Raw genomic sequence first — 17,172 nt, 5'->3', positions numbered from 1 at the left:
AGGTCCCTGAGCCTGTCGAAGGGGCCGGTCCCCCGCGCCGGAAGCGTCGACAGGCTCAGCCACCGACGCCGCGCCGGATCCGGTCGCGGTGCTCACAGGTGCGGCACCCCCTCGGACGCGGTGTAGTACACGGCGTGGCGATAGTTCTTCCCCGACGGCGACTCGAAGAATGCGCCTTTCGCTCCCGGGTCGCTGGTGGTCACGGCATCCGAGGGCACGACCCACACCGACACCCCCTCTCCACGGCGGGTGTAAAGGTCGCGGGCGTTGCGCACGGCGAACGCGGCATCGGGGGCGTGGAGCGATCCGACGTGAACGTGGCTGAGGCCGCGGCTCGCGCGTACGAACACTTCCCACAGGGGCCAGGTCTCGGCGGGGCTGCCGCCGGGCGTGGCCATCAGGCGGCCTCTTGCGCGATGCGGCGCTGCTTCTTCGCGGCGTAAGCCGCGGCGGCTTGGCGCACCCATGCGCCCTCTTCGTGGGCGTCGCGGCGGTGCCGGCGGCGGGTGGTGTTGAGCGGTCCGCGCCCGGCGAGCACCTCGTGGAACTCGGTCCAGTCGATCTCGCCCATCTCGTACCGCCCGGTCTCGTCATCGAAACGGAGCTCGGGGTCGGGAAGCGTGACGCCGAGCACGGCTGCCTGCGGAACCAGCATCGACACGAACCGTTGGCGCAGGTCGTCGTTGCTGAAGCGCTTGATGTTCCATGCCATCGACTGGACGGAGTTGGGCGAGTCGTCGTCGGGGGGCCCGAACATCATGAGGCTCGGCCAGTACCAGCGGTCGACGGCATCCTGAGCCATCTCGCGCTGCGCCTCGGTGCCCTGCATCAGGGTGAGCAGGATCTCAAAACCCTGCCGCTGGTGGAACGACTCCTCTTTGCAGATACGCACCATCGCGCGGCCGTAGGGTCCGTACGATGCCCGGCACAGCGGCACCTGATTGCAGATCGCGGCGCCGTCGACGAGCCACCCGATCGCGCCCATGTCGGCCCAGGTCGGGGCGGGGTAGTTGAAGATCGACGAGTAGCGCGCCTTCCCGTCGACGAGCTGCTGCGTCATCTCGTCGCGCGTGATGCCCAGGGTCTGCGCGGCGGAATAGAGGTACAGGCCGTGACCGGCTTCGTCCTGCACCTTGGCGAGCAGGATCGCCTTGCGCTTCAGGCTCGGCGCCCGGGTGATCCACGCCCCCTCGGGCTGCATACCGATGATCTCGGAATGCGCGTGCTGCGAGATCTGCCGGATGAGCGTGCGGCGGTACCCCTCCGGCATCCAGTCGCGCGGTTCGATACGGCCGTCGGCCTCGATGAGGGCGTCGAACACGACCTCGCCGTCGTCGACGACGGGGGCGGACTCGGGTGCGGTCATCGTCATCATCGACTCCTTTACAGACCGATCGTTCAGTAAATTGTATCCACGGGGTTGTCGAACCGCAACGGCCGCACGCTCACGCCGGCACCGGCGCCGGCTGCCACGTCTTCGCCACCAGCGTCAGCACGTCGTACTGGGCGACGATCTCGTCATCCTGGTTCCGGATGACGGCGTCCCACCGCACCTCGCCGTACTCGTCGGTCTCGCGCGGGGTGATCTGCTTGGCCGTGAGGGCGACGCGGATGCGGTCGCCGGGTGAGACGGGGGTGACGAAGCGGAGGTTCTCCAGGCCCGAGTTCGCCAGCACCGGACCCGGTGCGGGATCGACGAACAACCCGGCCGCCCACGACACGAGCAGGTATCCGTGCGCGACGCGCCCCGGGAAGAAAGGATTCGCCGCGGCGGACGCCTCGTCCATGTGAGCGTAGAACGTGTCGCCGGTGAAGGTCGCGAACACCTCGATGTCGTCGAGGGTGACCTCGCGTTCGGCCGAGTCCACGGCATCCCCGATCCTCAGCTCCGAGAGGGCCTTGCGGAAGGGATGGATGCCGCCGGTGTCGGTGTCGGCACCCGGATGCCACACCCCGGTGAGCGCGGTGAGCATGCGGGGAGATCCCTGGATGGCCGTCCGCTGCATGTAGTGGAGCACAGAGCGGATGCCGCCGAGCTCCTCGCCACCGCCGGCACGGCCGGGGCCACCGTGCACGAGATGCGGCACGGGGGCACCGTGGCCGGTCGAGGTGCGGGCGTCGTCGCGGTCGAGGAAGAGCACACGGCCGTTCATCGCGCCCATGCGCGTGAGCAGCTCGGTCGCGACGTCGAGGTCGTGGGTGGCGACGCTCGTGACGAGCGACCCGCCGCCCCGACCCACGATCTCGGCCGCCTCGGCGACGTCGGTGTACTCCACGATGCTGGCGACGGGGCCGAAAGCCTCGATGTCGTTGACGGCGGGGGTCGCGGCATCCGCGAAGGCCAGGAGCATCGGCTGGAGGAAGGCACCGTCGGTCGGGGAACCGTCGACCGTCCGGGCATCGGGAGCCTCGGCCGATCCGACGACGAAGCGCCCACCGGCGTCGGTGAGCGCCGCCACCTGACGCCGCACCTCCTCGCGCTGCGCGAGGGAGACGACCGGGCCCATCGTCACACCCTCGGCACGCGGGTCGCCGACGACGACGCGCTCCGCGATCTTCTGCCGCAGCGCCTCGGCCACGGCATCCGTCATCCCCGCCGGCACGATCGCCCGACGGATCGCGGTGCACTTCTGTCCCGCCTTGGTGGTGAGCTCTACGAGCAGCTGCTTCACGTACGCGTCGAACTCGGGGGTGCCGCGCACCGCGTCGGGGCCGAGGATCGAGGCGTTGATCGAGTCGGTCTCGCTGGTGAAGCGGACGCCCGATCTCGACTGTGCGCGCAGGCGTTCGGCCGTGGAGGCGCTGCCGGTGAAGCCGACGGTGTCGCCCACGTCGAGCAGGTCGAACAGGCCCGGGACACCGCCGCTCACCAGCTGCAGCGAGCCCTCGGGAAGCAGCCCCGACTCGACGGCGATGCGCACCCACGCCTCGGCGACGTACGAGGTGGGGGTCGCGGGCTTGACGATGGTCGGGAGGCCCGCGAGGAAGGCCGGGGCGAACTTCTCGAGCGCGCCCCACATGGGGAAGTTGAAGGCGTTGATCTGCACCGCGACGCCCGGGAGGCGCGTGTACACGTGCCGGCCGAGGAAGGAGCCGTCCTTCGACAGCGGCTCGATCGGCCCATCGAGCACGACGTTGCCGGCGGGCAGCTCGCGGCGCGCTTTCGACGAGAAGGTGAAGAGCACGCCGATGCCGCCGTCGACGTCGCTGAGCGAATCGCGGCGGGTCGAGCCGGAGCGCTCCGACAGGGCATAGAGCTCTTCGCGGCGGTCGTTCAGGGCGATCGCGAGGTTCTTCAGCACCATCGCGCGCTGGGGGAAGGTGTGTGAGCCGATGCTTTTCCGGCCGGCCTTGCGCGCGTACTCCACCGCGCGGGCGAGGTCCAACCCGCGGGTGCTGACGCGCACGATCTCGTCGCCCGTCGATGCGTCGCGAACGATCGCGGCATCCGGATCCCCCTCGGGCGTCCACCACGCGCCGTTCACGTAGCTGGGGAGAAACGTCATCATTCGCTCCATTCGTAGAAACCGCGGCCGGACTTCCGGCCCAGATGCCCCTCGGCGACGAGTCTCCTCAGCAGCGCGGGCGGGGTGAAGCGGGCGCCGAACGCGCGCTCGAGTTCTTCGGCGATGCCCAGGCGCACGTCGAGTCCAACGAGGTCGGTCGTTCGAAGCGGTCCCATCGGATGCCGATACCCCCGCTCCATCGCCGTGTCGATGTCGTGCGCCGAGGCGACCCCCTCCTCGAGCATGCGGATGGCCTCGAGCCCCAGCGCCACCCCGAGCCGACTCGACGCGAAACCCGGCGCATCGCGCACGACGACGGCGGTCTTGCCGATGGCGTCGACCCACCGCGTCGCCCTCTCGACCACCCCCGGGTGCGTGCGCGCGCCGATCACGACCTCGACCAGCGCGGATGCCGGCACGGGGTTGAAGAAGTGCAGGCCGAGGAACCGCTCGGGGTACGCCAGCGATGCGGCGAGCGCGTCGATCGAGATCGACGAGGTGTTGGATGCCAGGACCGCATCCTCGTCGACGACCTCCTCGATCCGCCGGAGGGCGTCGAGCTTGAGGGCACGATCCTCGGGGACGGCCTCGACGACGAGCCCCGCACCGGCGAAGGCGGCGAGGTCAATGCCGGCGGTGAGGGTGTCGGCATCCGGGATCTGCGCGCCCTTCAGCGCGGAGCGGGTCAATGCGGTCTCCACGCGGCTGCGCGCCGCCTCGACGGTGTCGGCATCGCGCTCGACGATGTGCACGCGGCAGCCGGCGAGCAGGAACGCGTGCGCGATGCCGGCTCCCATGCGACCCCCGCCGAGCACCCCGACGGCGGCGGGGAGGGATCCGGAGAGCGCGGGCTGCGTCGTCGTGGCGGTGCGGGTGTCGGGAGGGGTCACGGCTTCTTCCTGTCCAGGAACGCGGTCATTCGCCGGCGTTTGTCGGCGCCGTCGAAGAGCTCCGCCTGCAGCTCGCCGTCGATGGCGGGGTGCGCGGCGCGCGGGGCCAGCAGAACGCGTTTGGTGAGAACCGTGGCGCGGGCGGAGTTCGCGGCGATCCGGTCGGCGATCGCGTGCGCACTGGCGAGCAGGTCGTCGGGCTCGTGCACGCTCGACAGCAGCCCCCAGGCGAGGGCCTCGTCGGCGTCGATCACGCGCCCGGTGAGCAGCAGTTCGCTCGCGCGCGCGTGCCCCACGATCTCGGGCAGTCGCCACGACGCTCCCGCCGCCGCGATGATGCCGAGGCCCGGCTCGGGGTTGCCGAAGCGCGCGCGAGGGGTGCCGATGCGGATGTCGGCCGCGTACGCGAGCTCGGCGCCGCCGCCCAGGGCGAGGCCGTCGACGGCGGCGATCACGGGCATCGGCAGGTGGCGGATGCGGTCGAAGACGGCGGCGTTGATGCCGCGGCGTGCGTCGTCGCCGGTGCGTTCGCGTAGCTGGGCGATGTCTGCTCCGGCGGCGAAGATTCCGCCCGCCCCGGCCAGGACGAGGGTGCGCGGCTGCTCCTCGAGCGCGGCGCAGAGCTCGTGCAGCTCGTCAACCGTCGCCTGATCGATCGCGTTGCGCCGGTCGGGGCGGTCGAGGGTCGCGACGACGCGATCACCCGCCGACTCGATCCGCAACCGCGGCTCTTGCTGCTCACCCGGTGCGCGTGCACCGCCGGTGAGAATCGCGTCCGACATCGCCGTCCTCTCCCCCGCCGACTCCGGCGGGATCGTCCGCCCTCGACTTCGAGAATTTCCGACCGATCGTTCAGTAATCATGCCAGGCGAACGCGGTGGCGGCAATGCACGCCGCAGGATCCCCCGATCGTGACGAACGCACGCGGCTGATCCCGGTCTCGTCAGACGTGCGGTCTCACGAGGGGGGGGTCGACGGCCACTCGCCGCTGTGGCGTCGACGGCCACTCGCCGCTCTGCCGTCGACGACGGAGGAAGGGTGCCCCCGACAGGATTCGAACCTGCGACGCCCGCGTTAGGAGTGCGGCGCTCTATCCCCTGAGCTACGAAGGCGGGATGCCACCAGTTTAGTGCGCGACGATCGGCGGGTCGGATGCGTGTTCGCGGGCCGCCTCGGTGGGGATGTCTGGGGCGGGGGTGGTGTGGCCTCGGCGCAGGGGTCGACGACGCTACAGGCGGTGACGCCTGGGCGGGGATGTCCGGGGCGGGGATGGTGTGGCCTCGGTGCAGGGCTCGACGACGCTACAGGCGTAGAAACCTGGGCGGGGATGTCCGGGGCGGGGATGGCGTGGTCTCGGGTGCGAGGCTCGGCGACGCTACGGTCGGACGCCCTGGTCAGGGACGCGTGATCGGGGATACTGCCGTCAGGACACCATGGTCGGGGATGCCGTGGTCGGGATGCCGTGGCCGAGACGCCTCAGCCGACGACGTCCGGGTCGCCGACGCGACGGCGCAGCCCCGCGATGAGCCCGTCGTCCCAGCGGCCGGGTTCGGCGGGGGTCGCCTGACGCATGTCGACTCCCTGCGGTCCGATGCTCGCCACGCACACCAGCAACGACTCCAGAACGTGACCGTCGTGGGCGTCTCGCCGCAGCACCGACGCCGACGGATCGCTGGTGGAGTGCGCGACGACGTCGAGCCATGGCATCCACCAGCCGTCGCCCGGTCCGATGCCGGCACGACGGAAGTCCTCGAGCCACCGTCCGATGCGCGGGGTCGCCGGGTCGTCGACCGCGTGGTGGGCGACCATGTGGGTGCCGGGCGCGATCCGCGAGCGCCGTGCGACGAGGCCGTCCCACTCCACGAGGTGGGCACCGTCGGCATCCACCTCGACGAGGTTGAACCCCCTCGTGATCGGTCGATCCGGGATGCCCGCCCCCACCGCGTCGAGCGGGATGCCACCTCGGCTGACGACCTCGTCGTCCGAGCGAGCAGACAGGTCCTGCCGGTTGAGGAGCACGGCCAGTCGTCCCGCGTCGGGGTCGACGGCCAGCCACGCGCCGCCCGCGCGGTCGTCGCGAACGCCCAGGATGCCGCCACGCTCGGGCCACCAGGGTCCCAGGCCGCGCCACGGTCGGTCGCGCTCCTCGTCACGGACGGCGAGCAGGCGAACAGGCTCGCCCGCGGCCTCGGGGACGTCGATCACGACCGTGCACATTTCGTCCACGCTACCCGCGTCACGGCTGACACGGCCCGCGGTCGGCACGGGCGTCGGTCGGTGCGGGCAGCGCCGAAGATAGCGCTTGCGCCGGGATCAGGGCTGTCTGATAAACCGGCGTCGCGCGAGAACAGGCTTCGCGCCGAGAACAGGCCCGATTCGCCGCAGATCGGCCTGTTCTCGGCGCATCCCCTGTTCTCGTGACGTCCCACACGGGAGCCCCACCCCGCGCTCGCATCCCGCCGCGGCCGCCCCGCGATGCGAAGCGACCTGGAAGACTGGAGCGATGTTCGTCGTGGTGGGAGTGACCGGCGGTATCGCCGCGTACAAGACCGTCAGCCTCGTGAGGTTGCTCGTGAAGGCGGGACACGACGTGCACGTCATCCCCACAGACGACGCGCTGCGCTTCGTCGGTCTGCCGACCTGGGAATCGCTCAGCCGCAATCCCGTCACGACGTCGGTGCACGACGACGTCGCGAGCGTGCGTCACGTCGCCCTGGGCCAGTCCGCCGACCTGGTCATCGTCGCCCCGGCCACCGCCAACACCCTCGCCGCCATGGCCGCGGGCCTCGCATCCGATCTGCTCGGCACGACGCTGCTCGCCACGACCGCGCCGGTGGTGGTCGCCCCGGCGATGCACACCGAGATGTGGCGGCACCCGGCGACGACGCACAACATGGAGGTGCTCCGCGCCCGTGGGGTGCACGTGGTCGGTCCCGCCGACGGCGTGCTGACGGGCGGAGACTCGGGACCCGGGCGCATGTCGGAGCCCGAAGAGATCGTCGCCGCGGCCCTCGCCCTCGTCGAGCGCCCGCAAGACCTCCGGGGCCTGTCGATCGTCGTGAGCGCCGGTGGCACACGCGAGCCGATCGATCCGGTGCGCTTCATCGGCAACCGCTCCAGCGGACGCCAGGGCGTCGCCATCGCGCGCGCCGCCGCCGACCGCGGCGCGGATGTCACGCTCGTCGCCGCACACCTCGACGCCCACGTCCGTCCGGATCCGAGGGTCGAGGTGATCGCCGCGGGCACCGCCGAGGATCTCGGAAGGACGATGGATGCCGTGGCCCCCGGCGCCGACGTGATCGTCATGGCCGCGGCCGTCGCGGACTACTCCGTGGCCGCGGTCGCCGACCAGAAGATCCGCAAACAGGACTCCCCCGGCGGCGTGACCCTTGAGCTCGTCGAGAACCGCGACATCGTGGCGGGCTTGGTGGCTCACCGCCGCGACGGTCAGACGATCATCGCTTTCGCCGCCGAGACGGTGGCCGACGATGAGGAGCTGCGCGAGCGCGCCCGCGTGAAGGCGGCGCGAAAGGGCGTCGACCTGCTCGCGGCCAATGCGGTCGGCTGGGCACAGGGTTTCGAGACCGTCGACAACGCCCTCACGATCGTCGGACGCGACGGCGACGTCGTCGCCACGGCATCCGGGTCGAAGGACGACACCGCGCACGCCCTGCTCGATGCGATCATCGCGGTGCGGCGGACAACCGCGACGTGAACGTCCGCTGAGTCGACGCCCGACGCCGACGCGACGATAGACACCGGGCCTGAGCTACCGACCGCTGAGCCGGTCGAGGACGTCGACGATCTGTTCCGGCTCGGTGCGGGTGGTGTAGTCGACGTGCACGTCGGCGAAGCGCACGACACCCGCCTCGTCGATGACGTAGACGGACGGGAACGGCACCCGAGCGGTGTCGTCGGCGTTGCTATCGGCCACGTCGAAGCCGAGATCCGTGTGCGCTGCACGCGCGGCGGCGCTGGGCTCGGTGACGATACCGAACTTCTCCGCGAGGACGTTACCGGGGTCCGACAGCACCGTGAACTCGAGGGACCCGTTCGTCGCGCTCTGCGACGACCCGTCGGGCGTCTGCGGCGACACGGCGATCAGCCTCACGCCGCGCTCGCGCAGCGCCGGAAGGAGCTTCTGCTGGTACGAGCGCAGGGTGATGTTGCAGTACGGGCACCACGCGCCGCGATAGAACACGACGACGGACACCTCCCCGCCCCGAGCCGCTGAGAACGACGACGCCGTCCCGTCGACCTCGACGAGGACGGCGTCGGGAGCCGCATCGCCGATGCCGAGCGCCGCGTCGGGCACCCCGGCGTCGCGCAGATCGGCCTGCTCACCGGCGAAGACGCCGGCAAGGCGATCGCCGATCTGCGCCTCGAAACCCGACGTGAAGTCGCCGATCTGCTGAGCGATGGACGGTGCGGACATGAGGGGCCTCCCCGGGCGTCGTCGGCGTCTGGCGCCGGTCCCAGGAGCGTATGTTCGCCCGCGAACGGCACGGCCGATTCCGTCATACAGCGAGACACGGCGTCACCGGACGTCACTTCACGCGACCCATTCGCCGCACGCCAACCCCGTCGCGAAAAGACGAGATGACCAAACCGTCGCCGCAGGCCGCGGCGCACTGCGCGGCGCTCAGTAGCCGTAGGTGTACTGCAGCTCCTGCACGAGAGAGAAGATCTGCGTCAGGAGCATGACCACCCACACGCTCGCGATGATCCACGTCACCACGGTCACACCGATCGCCGCCCAGAGCGGGGCGAGGCCCTTGCCGGTGTGACGGCGCACGATCACGCTGCGCCCGATGATGTAGACGAGGCCGCTGCCGATCGCGAGGACGAAGAAGCTCCACGCCCAGTGGAACGGCCGCTCGATTCCGCGGGCGCGCAGCTGACGCCAGTCCAAGAACGCGAACAGGACGGTGGCAGCCGCCAGCACGAGACTCAGGACCGACGACACCACCGTGAGGAGCGTGCCGGCCATCGACGGGCCCGCCAGGGACTCGGAGTACAGGTCGTTGTACACCGACTCGCGCATGAACGAGCCCCAGTCGAATGCGAACAGGCTCAGAACCCCCACCAGCGGCAGCGCCACCAGAAGCCAGATCCACACGGTGTTCGTGTTGATGTCACGACGTGGAGCGGCACCGTATCCGACCGGCGGCGCGGAGGCATACCCCGGGGCGCCCGCGGTGGGTGCTCCGGGGTACGACGGTGCGCCGGCGGAGACGGTTCCCGGGTACGCCGGCGCCCCCGCCGAGGTCGCCGAGGCGGGAGCACCGGGATACGCCGCCGCTGAGGGGAACGCGGGGGCCGGAGTGACGGGAGGGGTGACCGACGATGCCGCGAGAGCAGCCGCGGCGGCGGCGCCGGCGCCTGCGGCGGGAGCGACATACGGATCGTGGGCAGCGGGCGGCTCCTCGGCGGCCAGCGGCTCTCGGGCAGCGCGCGGCTCCTCGGCGGCGGGCCGATCCTGAGCGCCGAACGGCTCCGGAACGGCGGACGCCTCCTGAGCCGCGATCGACTCCCACCCGGCGGACGAACCCTGCGTCGCGGCCGACTCGCCCGACGTCGAAGAGGGGACCGCGGGGGTGTCGTCGTGCCCGGTGGGAGCGTCTTCGGTCGAGCCGTGACCCACATGGGCGGCGACCGAGTCGGAGGCGACCGAGTCGGAGGCGAGCGGCGAGGATCCGCCCTCTACACCGAAGGACTCGGTCGACGTCTCGTCGGCGGCGCGGTGGTCGTCGGGGGTCGTGGTCGCCGAGGTGACCGCGTCGCGGTCGGAGGCGGCGACATGCGAAGCGTCGTCATCCGTCGGCACCGTGGCATCCTCCCCCTCTCCGGAGGAGATCGGTTTGCTCCCGTCGACCGCCCGCACCTCGTCGGTCCACGACGTGCCGTTCCAGCGGCGGAGGCCGCCACCTCCGGCGGGATCGGGGTACCAGCCGTCGGGCGGAGTGGGTGTGTCGGTCATGGCGCTCCCTGTCTGATGCGGAACCGGCGGGATGGCCCGAGTCTAGTGAGGGCACGAGGATGCCGTGGGCGTCCGTCCCCAGGCCGCGGGCGTCGCGGGCGGGGCGTCGTCGTGCGTCCGGCAGGCCCCTCGCCTGTGGTCTGAGACCCTGCCGGGGATCGGCAGCGGGCAGGCAGCCGGCGAGACCACGGCCGGACACCCGTTCGCCGGGGCGGGGCGGAATCCCCGCGTGCGGCGGGATCACCTCCGACACTGTCAGGGCACGACGGGGCGCTCGTTCTCGTACAGGGCCCGAACCTGTTCGGCGGTCAGAGCACGGTCCCAGACGCGGACGCGGGCGAAGGTGCCCTCGGCGTAGTTGCCGACGGTCGAGGCCATCTGCACCGCGCCGACGGTGAACTCCGCGGGCGTCGGATTCAAGCCGTCCGGGTAGGGGTACGGGTTCTTCATGGAGGTGTTGCCGAACTTGTCCTTCACCGGCCCCAAGGGGACGGAGAGGCCATCGAGGTAGGAGACGGCTTCTCGACCGTCGTACGTGCCGACGTGCAGTTGCCAGACGCGGCGGGTGAAGGTCTGTCCGGATGCGGAGTAGTCGATCGAATACGGGTGACCGGCCGTGGGTCCTCCCGTCCGCGACACATGGAAGTTGCCGCGTTCGTCTCCGCCGTACATGGAGAGGTCGTAGAAGAGTCCGTACGACCTGCGCGGATCCCCACTCGACTCGGACCACATGCCGGCGACGAACCCGGCGTTGTCGTCGGTCATCAGGACCCAGGCCGCAACGCCCGGATCGATGGGCGAGCCCCTGAAGTTGCGCGGACCGGCCGGACGCTGCGCCACCCCTCTGCCTTCTCACCGGAAGTCCCGCGACGCGTGGGCGACCCCCACGCGCAGATCGGTGAATCCGTCGGCGACCACGTTCGTCACGCCCTCCATGGAACGTTCGAGCATGCCACGCACGATCAGCGCGGGTGATTCGCGGGCGACCCGGCGATACCTGTTCCACACCCCGACGGAGCAGATGATGTTCATGAGCCCGTGTTCGTCTTCGAGATTGAGGAACGTGATGCCGGATGCCGTGGCCGGTCGCTGGCGGTGGGTGACGAGCCCCGCGACCTCGATGCGCCGGTCGGTCTCGAACGTGCGGAGCTCGCGCGAGGTCAGCACCCCGCGCGCGTCGAGCGCCGACCGGAAGTGGGTGAGCGGGTGGTCGTCGGCCGAGAGACCCGTCGCCCAGAGGTCGGAGGCGAGGATCTCGTAGCTCGACGGGTCGGTGAACAACGGCGGCTGCACGGCGACGAGGGAGTCGGGGAGGAATTCGGCGCGGTCCAGTGCGGCCGAACCCGACAACCAGATCGCCTCGCGTCGCGTGTGCCCGAAGCACTCGAATGCCCCCGCCGTCGCGAGCGCCTCGAGCTGCGCCGTGACCAGCCCGGTGCGACGCACGAGGTCGCGGAGGTCGCGGTACGCACCGCCGCGCTCTCGTTCGGAGACGATGCGCGCAGCCACTTTTGTGCCGATACCGGTGACCCCGGCGAGGCCGAGGCGCACGGCGAACCCACCATCACGACGGTGCGCCAGGGTCTCGTCGGGCTCCGACGGGTCGAAGTCGCCGGTCGGAGGCTGCCGCGCGTGCGCGCACGCGTCGAGCCCGGTCGGCGACCCCTTGCCTCGTCGCTGCTCCGCTGCGGGCGTGGCTCCGCCGGCATCCGCCCGTCCATCTTCCGGCGCCGTCGTATCGACCGCCTCGAGGGTCGCTTCAACCCCCGACCGCGACAGGTCGGGCCGGCGCACCACCACGCCGTGCCGCCGTGCGTCGGCGGTCAGGGTCGCGGGCGAGTAGAACCCCATGGGCTGTGCGCGCAGCAGTCCCGCGAGGAACGCCGCCGGATAGTGCAGCTTGATCCACGAGCTCGCATAGACCAGCAGCGCGAACGACAGCGAGTGCGACTCGGCGAAGCCGAAGTTCGCGAACGCCTGGATCTTGGCGTACAGCTCGTCGGCGACCTGACCGACGAGGCCGTTCTCGGCCATGCCGGCGTACAGCGTCTCGCGAAGTGAGTCGATGCGCTCCAAGCCCCGTTTGGACCCCATGGCCCGGCGCAGCAGGTCGGCGTCTTCGGCCGAGCAGTTGCCGACCGCCACGGCCATCTGCATCAGCTGCTCCTGGAAGACCGGCACCCCCATCGTCCGCGCCAGGACCGGCTCGAGCTTGGGGTGCACGTAGGTCACCTTCTCTTGCCCGAGCTTGCGACGGACGAACGGATGCACCGCCCCGCCCTGGATCGGTCCCGGACGGATGAGTGCGATCTGCACCACGAGGTCGTAGAACTTCCGCGGCTGCAGGCGGGGCAGCAGCCCCATCTGCGCGCGGGACTCCACTTGGAACACCCCGATCGAGTCGGCCCGGCACAGCATGTCGTACACGGCCTTCTCTTCTTTCGGCAGGGTCGACAGCTCCCACTCCTCGCCGGTGGCATCCCGGATCAGGTCGAAGCAGTACTGCAGGGCCGCGAGCATGCCGAGCCCCAGCAGGTCGAACTTCACCAGTCCCATCCACGCGGCGTCGTCTTTGTCCCACTGGATGACCGTGCGGTCCTCCATGCGCGCGTGTTCGATGGGCACGACCTCGCCCACCGGCCGATCGGTGAGCACCATGCCCCCGGAATGGATGCCGAGGTGTCGCGGCGCCTTCAGCAGCTCCGACGCGAACTCGATGACCTGATCGGGGATGTCGTGGTCGCCTCCGGTCTCGAGCGTCGCCCCCCAGCGCTCGACCTGCTTCGACCAGGCATCCTGCTGACCGGGCGAATGTCCGAGGGCCCGGGCCATGTCGCGCACGGCGTTCTTGGGGCGGTACTGGATGACGTTGGCCACCTGCGCCGCCCGCTCACGCCCGTACTCCCGGTAGACCCACTGGATGATCTCTTCTCGGCGGTCGGAGTCGAAATCGACGTCGATGTCGGGCTCCTCGTCGCGCAGGCTCGACAGGAACCGCTCGAACGGCAGCTTGTAGAAGATGGAGTCGACCGCGGTGATGTCGAGCAGGTAGCAGACCGCGCTGTTGGCGGCCGACCCGCGCCCCTGGCACAGGATGCCGCGACGGCGGGCCTCGGCCACGATGCCGTAGACGATGAGGAAGTACCCCGGGAAGTCCTTCATCTCGATGACGCCGAGCTCGCGTTCGATGCGGCGGCGGTCGTCGTCGGAGAGGTCCGGGTACTTGCGGGGCACGGCCTCCCACACCAGGTGTCGCAGCCACGACATGGGCGTGTGGCCCTCGGGAACCTTCTGTTTCGGTAGCGCGGGCTTGGCGCGGCGCAGCGGAAAGGCGATCTCGTCGGCCAGCGTCACGGTGCGCGCGACCGCGCCCGGGTAGCGCGCGAACCGGGCCGACATCTCGACGCCCGAGCGCAGGTGCGCGCCGGCATGGGCGGGCAGCCACCCGTCGAGCTCGTCGAGACCCCGGTTCGCCCGCACCGCGGCCACGGCGGCGGCGAGCAGTTCTTTATGCGGAGCGGCGTAGTGCACGTTGTTGGTGGCGAGGGTGGCCAGCCCCCGCTCGGCGGCGAGCGCCGCCAGCACGTCGTTCCGACGGGAATCGAGCGGGTCGCCCTGATCCATCAGCTCGACGTAGACGGCCTGCGCGCCGAACAGGTCGACGAGGGTGTCGAGTTCACGCGCGGCCCCCGCCGGTCCCTCGGATGCCAGCGCCTGCCGGACCGCTCCCTTGCGGCATCCGGTGAGCACGGCCCAGTGCGGGTCACGGGGACCGCCCGCCCGCTCGGCGAGGTCGGTGAGGTCGTAGACGGGCCGCCCCTTCTCGGCGCCGGTGAGCTGCGCGTGGGTGATCGCGGCGGCGAGACGGTGGTACCCCTCTTCTCGCCGCGCGAGGACGAGCAGGTGCGAACCCTCGGGGTCGGCCGCGCCGTTCTGCGGGCCGCTGAGTCCCAGCGACAATTCCGCCCCGAACACGGTCTTCACCGTGCGGGCCTCGGCCGCCTCGGCGAAGCGCACGATGCCGTAGAAACCGTCGTGGTCTGTGAGGGCGAGGGCGTGCAAGCCCAGGCGCTCGGCCTCTTCGACGAGCTCTTCGGGCGAGGAGGCGCCGTCGAGGAACGAATACGACGAGTGCGCGTGCAATTCGGCGTACGGGATCGGGTCGTCGGGGCGCTCGATCGACGGCGGCACATAAGCCCCGCGCTTGTGCGACCAGGCCGGACTGTCGCCGCCGTCGCCGTTCGGCGGCGTGCCGGTCGGCCGACGGGCGTCGCTGAGCAGACGCTCCAGCTCCGACCACTTCACCGGGGGGTTGGTCCATCCCATCAGCTCACCCCCGCCTCAGTCATATCGACCCTCCGCCCGCCACTCGCCCTCTTCGACCACCAGCAGCCACGCGCCGCCATCGGCATCGATCACCTGGAATCGGTGCGCCCGGCGTGCCCGCAACGGGTCCCACCCGCGCTCGCTGATCGGCCAGGGCCCCGCCCACTCGTGGATACGACGACGCTGCCCCGCCGTCTCGAGCACCGCGGGCGGGGCGCTCAGCACGTCGCGCTCCCCCACCGTCACGGGGGCGCCCGCGATGTCCGTCACGCCGACCAGGCGTGGTTCGGGGTACACCGTGGCCGGTAGGGGGTCGGGAAGGCTGCCGGGCCAGGGCCGCGCACGATCTTTCGCCGTGACGGCTCGATCGCCCCACGGCACGTTCACCTGGCGTTCGGCGAGCCATCGCCCGCCGCCGACGACCGGCGTCACCACGGCACGATGACCGAGCATGGCCTGCACGCGCGACAGCGCGTGGTGCACGCGTTCGTCGGGGCCGGCCCCGAAGAGCCCTTTGGCGTGATGGGCTGCGGCATCCACCGCTTCGGGTTCGATGTGCACACCGGCCACACCGCTGCCGAAGATGCCCTGCGCGTCTTCGGCGAGTTGCCACCGCACCCGGTCGACCACGGCGGCGGCGTCGAACGACCCCGGATGCAACCAGACGCGTTCACTGCGCTCGGCTCGTTCGCCGGTGAGGACGACACGCAGTTCGGTGCACACGAGGTCGTGCGCGCCCAACCCGGCGATGAACTCCTCGGCCGCCACGCGCATGCCGAAGGCGATCTGATCGGCGAGTTCGAGCGGGGGTTCGAAGGCGATGTCGCGGTGCAGTTCGGGCGGAGGCGTCCGCGGCTGCACCGGCTGGGAGTCGAGCCCTCCCGATAGGGCATGCAGCCGCACCCCGCGGCCGCCGAAGCGCTCCCGCACCCGCTCGACCGGGAGCGCGGCCAGATCGCCGAGCGTGTGTACGCCCAGGCGCGCGAGCAGGCTCCCGAACTCGTCGTCGTCGAGCGTCGCGACGGACAGGGGTGCCAGGAACGCGCCGGCTTCCCCCGGTGGGACGATCCGCACCGGGTCGTCGCTGCGCGCTGATCGCGCCGCCTGCTCGGCGGTGAAGACGCCGTCGGCGACACTCGCCCGCACGTCGCTGAAACCGACGTCGTCGAGCAGACGGATCAGCGTACGAGCCGCCTCGCGTTCGCCGCCGTAGTATCGGGCCGGTCCTCGCGCTTTCAGCGCGCACAGCCCGGGTCGCACGACCTGCACTCCGGGGGCGTACTCCTCGACGCGCGCGACGACGGGGGCGAAGGCGCGCGCGTCGCGCACGGGGTCGGCGGGCACGACCTGCAGCGCCGGGCACAGGGCCTGTGCGTCGCGGCGCTTCTGACCCCGACGCACCCCCCGCGCCCGGGCCGCCCACGAGCACGCCACGACGATGTTGTTCGCGAACACCGCGACGGCGGCATCCGGCTTCGGGGGCGAGACGGTCTCGTGAGCGAACGCCGTGATCGGCCAGTCGGGAAACCACAGCACGAGGCTGCGTGTGGGCGCCTGCATCAGCCCACCGCCCGTACGGGGTAAGCCGCCCCTGAGTAGGCGTCATGATCACGCGGCATGAGGCGTTCGGCGGGTGCACCCAGCAGCTCGATCGACCCGTCGGCGGCGGGCAGCAACATGCGCGCGCGACGGGCGTTCGGCGAACGCCGGCTGCTGACCGAGACCGTCAGTTCACGACCGGCGAGATACCCGTTGCCCTGACCGAGCCCCGACCACTGCGGGTCGGCCACGTCGATCACCGCTTCGGCCTGCGGCCAAGCGCCCTGCACGAGCAGCACCGACCCGCGGTCGCGCAGGCGTGCGGCCAGGCGCGTGGTCTCGGCACCCCCGCGAGCCGCCGTGGAACCCGCGGGCGGGCGCACGGCCACCACCGGCAGCACCTCGGTGATCGTCGCGGTCACCGCGAGCCACCGTGGCCCTGGATCGGGGATGAAGACGAGCCGGTCGAGATCGAGACCGTACTTCTCTGCGGCTTCGGCCCCCAGCTCGGGCATGCCGATCACTCCGCACCACGCCCCGTCTTGCGAGGGTCGGGCCATGAGCGCCAGCAGCAGCGAGGACGAGCGGGCGAGGGCGTAGGCCGAGCCCGGGCGTAACCCGCCTCCGGGCAGCAGCGGCGAGAACGCGGGATGCGTCGGAAGTACCGGGGCGTCCATACGACGCCCCTGCATGCGCTCGAGGCGATCGCGCAGCGCATGGATGTCGGGTACGGCCTGTACCTGGTCTCGCATGATCGCCCTCACTCCCACAGGTTAGAACATGTGTTCTATTCCCTCAATCCCTGTGGGTCAAAGATACGATCGACCTCCGACATCGGCGGAGGAGGTCGATTGCGGCGCCCCCGAGACACGACGTCCATCCCTCGACAAACACCCTCGGGCGGCATGACGATGAGCCCAGCGAGCCGGGG

At 71.0% G+C, this 17,172-nt stretch carries 13 protein-coding genes and 1 tRNA gene; 1 reads left to right on the top strand and 13 read right to left on the bottom strand.

Annotated elements, in window-relative coordinates; genetic code table 11:
* Positions 1–92: 92 nt before the first annotated feature.
* From paaB to ASF76_RS09785, 7 genes are all read right to left on the bottom strand, one after another.
* On the bottom strand, positions 93–398 hold the full coding sequence (paaB, locus tag ASF76_RS09815) for a 1,2-phenylacetyl-CoA epoxidase subunit PaaB (protein ID WP_055956705.1): 306 nt from the start codon (positions 396–398) through the stop codon (positions 93–95).
* A complete protein-coding gene (gene paaA, locus ASF76_RS09810) occupies positions 398–1,372 on the bottom strand; it encodes a 1,2-phenylacetyl-CoA epoxidase subunit PaaA (RefSeq protein WP_200936108.1) in 975 nt (324 codons plus the stop codon). The genes paaB and paaA overlap by 1 nt, the downstream gene beginning before the upstream one ends.
* A 73-nt stretch (positions 1,373–1,445) precedes the next feature.
* Positions 1,446–3,509 carry a phenylacetic acid degradation bifunctional protein PaaZ gene (paaZ, locus tag ASF76_RS09805; RefSeq protein WP_200936107.1) on the bottom strand — a complete coding sequence of 688 codons (2,064 nt, stop codon included), beginning with the start codon at positions 3,507–3,509 and terminating at the stop codon, positions 1,446–1,448.
* Entirely contained in the window at positions 3,506–4,396 is an 891-nt protein-coding gene (locus tag ASF76_RS09800; protein ID WP_055956700.1) for a 3-hydroxyacyl-CoA dehydrogenase family protein, read from the bottom strand. Before ASF76_RS09800 ends, paaZ begins: the two co-directional genes overlap by 4 nt.
* Positions 4,393–5,178 carry an enoyl-CoA hydratase/isomerase family protein gene (locus ASF76_RS09795; protein WP_055956697.1) on the bottom strand — a complete coding sequence of 262 codons (786 nt, stop codon included), beginning with the start codon at positions 5,176–5,178 and terminating at the stop codon, positions 4,393–4,395. Before ASF76_RS09795 ends, ASF76_RS09800 begins: the two co-directional genes overlap by 4 nt.
* 257 nt (positions 5,179–5,435) lie before the next feature.
* A tRNA-Arg gene (locus ASF76_RS09790) sits at positions 5,436–5,508 on the bottom strand.
* A 364-nt stretch (positions 5,509–5,872) separates the two neighbouring features.
* Positions 5,873–6,613: an NRDE family protein gene (locus ASF76_RS09785; RefSeq protein ID WP_055956694.1), complete on the bottom strand. Its 741-nt coding sequence runs from the start codon at positions 6,611–6,613 to the stop codon at positions 5,873–5,875.
* A gap of 286 nt (positions 6,614–6,899) precedes the next feature.
* Between ASF76_RS09785 and coaBC the strand changes: the two genes are divergently transcribed.
* Entirely contained in the window at positions 6,900–8,111 is a 1,212-nt protein-coding gene (coaBC, locus tag ASF76_RS09780; RefSeq protein ID WP_055956691.1) for a bifunctional phosphopantothenoylcysteine decarboxylase/phosphopantothenate--cysteine ligase CoaBC, read from the top strand.
* Positions 8,112–8,165: 54 nt separating this feature from the next.
* Here coaBC and ASF76_RS09775 read toward each other — a convergent pair whose 3' ends face one another.
* From ASF76_RS09775 to ASF76_RS09750, 6 genes are all read right to left on the bottom strand, one after another.
* Positions 8,166–8,831, bottom strand: a complete 666-nt coding sequence (locus ASF76_RS09775; RefSeq protein ID WP_055956688.1) for a peroxiredoxin-like family protein — start codon at positions 8,829–8,831, stop codon at positions 8,166–8,168.
* Between the two features lie 207 nt (positions 8,832–9,038).
* The gene (locus ASF76_RS17480; protein WP_055956685.1) at positions 9,039–10,376 is read right to left on the bottom strand and encodes a DUF2510 domain-containing protein; all 1,338 of its coding nucleotides are present in this window, start codon (positions 10,374–10,376) and stop codon (positions 9,039–9,041) included.
* A gap of 255 nt (positions 10,377–10,631) precedes the next feature.
* The gene (locus ASF76_RS09765; protein WP_055956682.1) at positions 10,632–11,216 is read right to left on the bottom strand and encodes a LamG-like jellyroll fold domain-containing protein; all 585 of its coding nucleotides are present in this window, start codon (positions 11,214–11,216) and stop codon (positions 10,632–10,634) included.
* 12 nt (positions 11,217–11,228) lie between these two features.
* Positions 11,229–14,702 (bottom strand): error-prone DNA polymerase, encoded by a 3,474-nt coding sequence (locus tag ASF76_RS09760; RefSeq protein WP_055956678.1) that lies wholly within the window; start codon positions 14,700–14,702, stop codon positions 11,229–11,231.
* Positions 14,703–14,717: 15 nt separating this feature from the next.
* On the bottom strand, positions 14,718–16,262 hold the full coding sequence (locus ASF76_RS09755) for a DNA polymerase Y family protein (RefSeq protein ID WP_055956675.1): 1,545 nt from the start codon (positions 16,260–16,262) through the stop codon (positions 14,718–14,720).
* Positions 16,262–16,993, bottom strand: a complete 732-nt coding sequence (locus ASF76_RS09750) for a hypothetical protein (protein WP_055956672.1) — start codon at positions 16,991–16,993, stop codon at positions 16,262–16,264. Before ASF76_RS09750 ends, ASF76_RS09755 begins: the two co-directional genes overlap by 1 nt.
* Positions 16,994–17,172: the final 179 nt, after the last annotated feature.

It is taken from the genome of Microbacterium sp. Leaf151 (genome assembly GCF_001424225.1).
Lineage (GTDB): Bacteria > Actinomycetota > Actinomycetes > Actinomycetales > Microbacteriaceae > Microbacterium.
The sequence above is the reverse complement of the archived record's forward strand: the minus strand, read 5'-3'. Positions and strand labels throughout refer to the sequence as shown.

What these genes read in the sequence shown, in the direction of transcription:
- ASF76_RS09775 (WP_055956688.1), bottom strand. Translation starts at nt 8,831, where the DNA reads ATGTCCGCACCGTCCATCGCTCAGCAGATCGGCGACTTCACGTCGGGT.
- paaA (WP_200936108.1), bottom strand. Translation starts at nt 1,372, where the DNA reads ATGACGATGACCGCACCCGAGTCCGCCCCCGTCGTCGACGACGGCGAG.
- coaBC (WP_055956691.1), top strand. Translation starts at nt 6,900, where the DNA reads ATGTTCGTCGTGGTGGGAGTGACCGGCGGTATCGCCGCGTACAAGACC.
- ASF76_RS09795 (WP_055956697.1), bottom strand. Translation starts at nt 5,178, where the DNA reads ATGTCGGACGCGATTCTCACCGGCGGTGCACGCGCACCGGGTGAGCAG.
- paaB (WP_055956705.1), bottom strand. Translation starts at nt 398, where the DNA reads ATGGCCACGCCCGGCGGCAGCCCCGCCGAGACCTGGCCCCTGTGGGAA.
- ASF76_RS09755 (WP_055956675.1), bottom strand. Translation starts at nt 16,262, where the DNA reads ATGCAGGCGCCCACACGCAGCCTCGTGCTGTGGTTTCCCGACTGGCCG.
- ASF76_RS09750 (WP_055956672.1), bottom strand. Translation starts at nt 16,993, where the DNA reads ATGCGAGACCAGGTACAGGCCGTACCCGACATCCATGCGCTGCGCGAT.
- ASF76_RS09785 (WP_055956694.1), bottom strand. Translation starts at nt 6,613, where the DNA reads ATGTGCACGGTCGTGATCGACGTCCCCGAGGCCGCGGGCGAGCCTGTT.
- paaZ (WP_200936107.1), bottom strand. Translation starts at nt 3,509, where the DNA reads ATGATGACGTTTCTCCCCAGCTACGTGAACGGCGCGTGGTGGACGCCC.
- ASF76_RS17480 (WP_055956685.1), bottom strand. Translation starts at nt 10,376, where the DNA reads ATGACCGACACACCCACTCCGCCCGACGGCTGGTACCCCGATCCCGCC.
- ASF76_RS09760 (WP_055956678.1), bottom strand. Translation starts at nt 14,702, where the DNA reads ATGGGATGGACCAACCCCCCGGTGAAGTGGTCGGAGCTGGAGCGTCTG.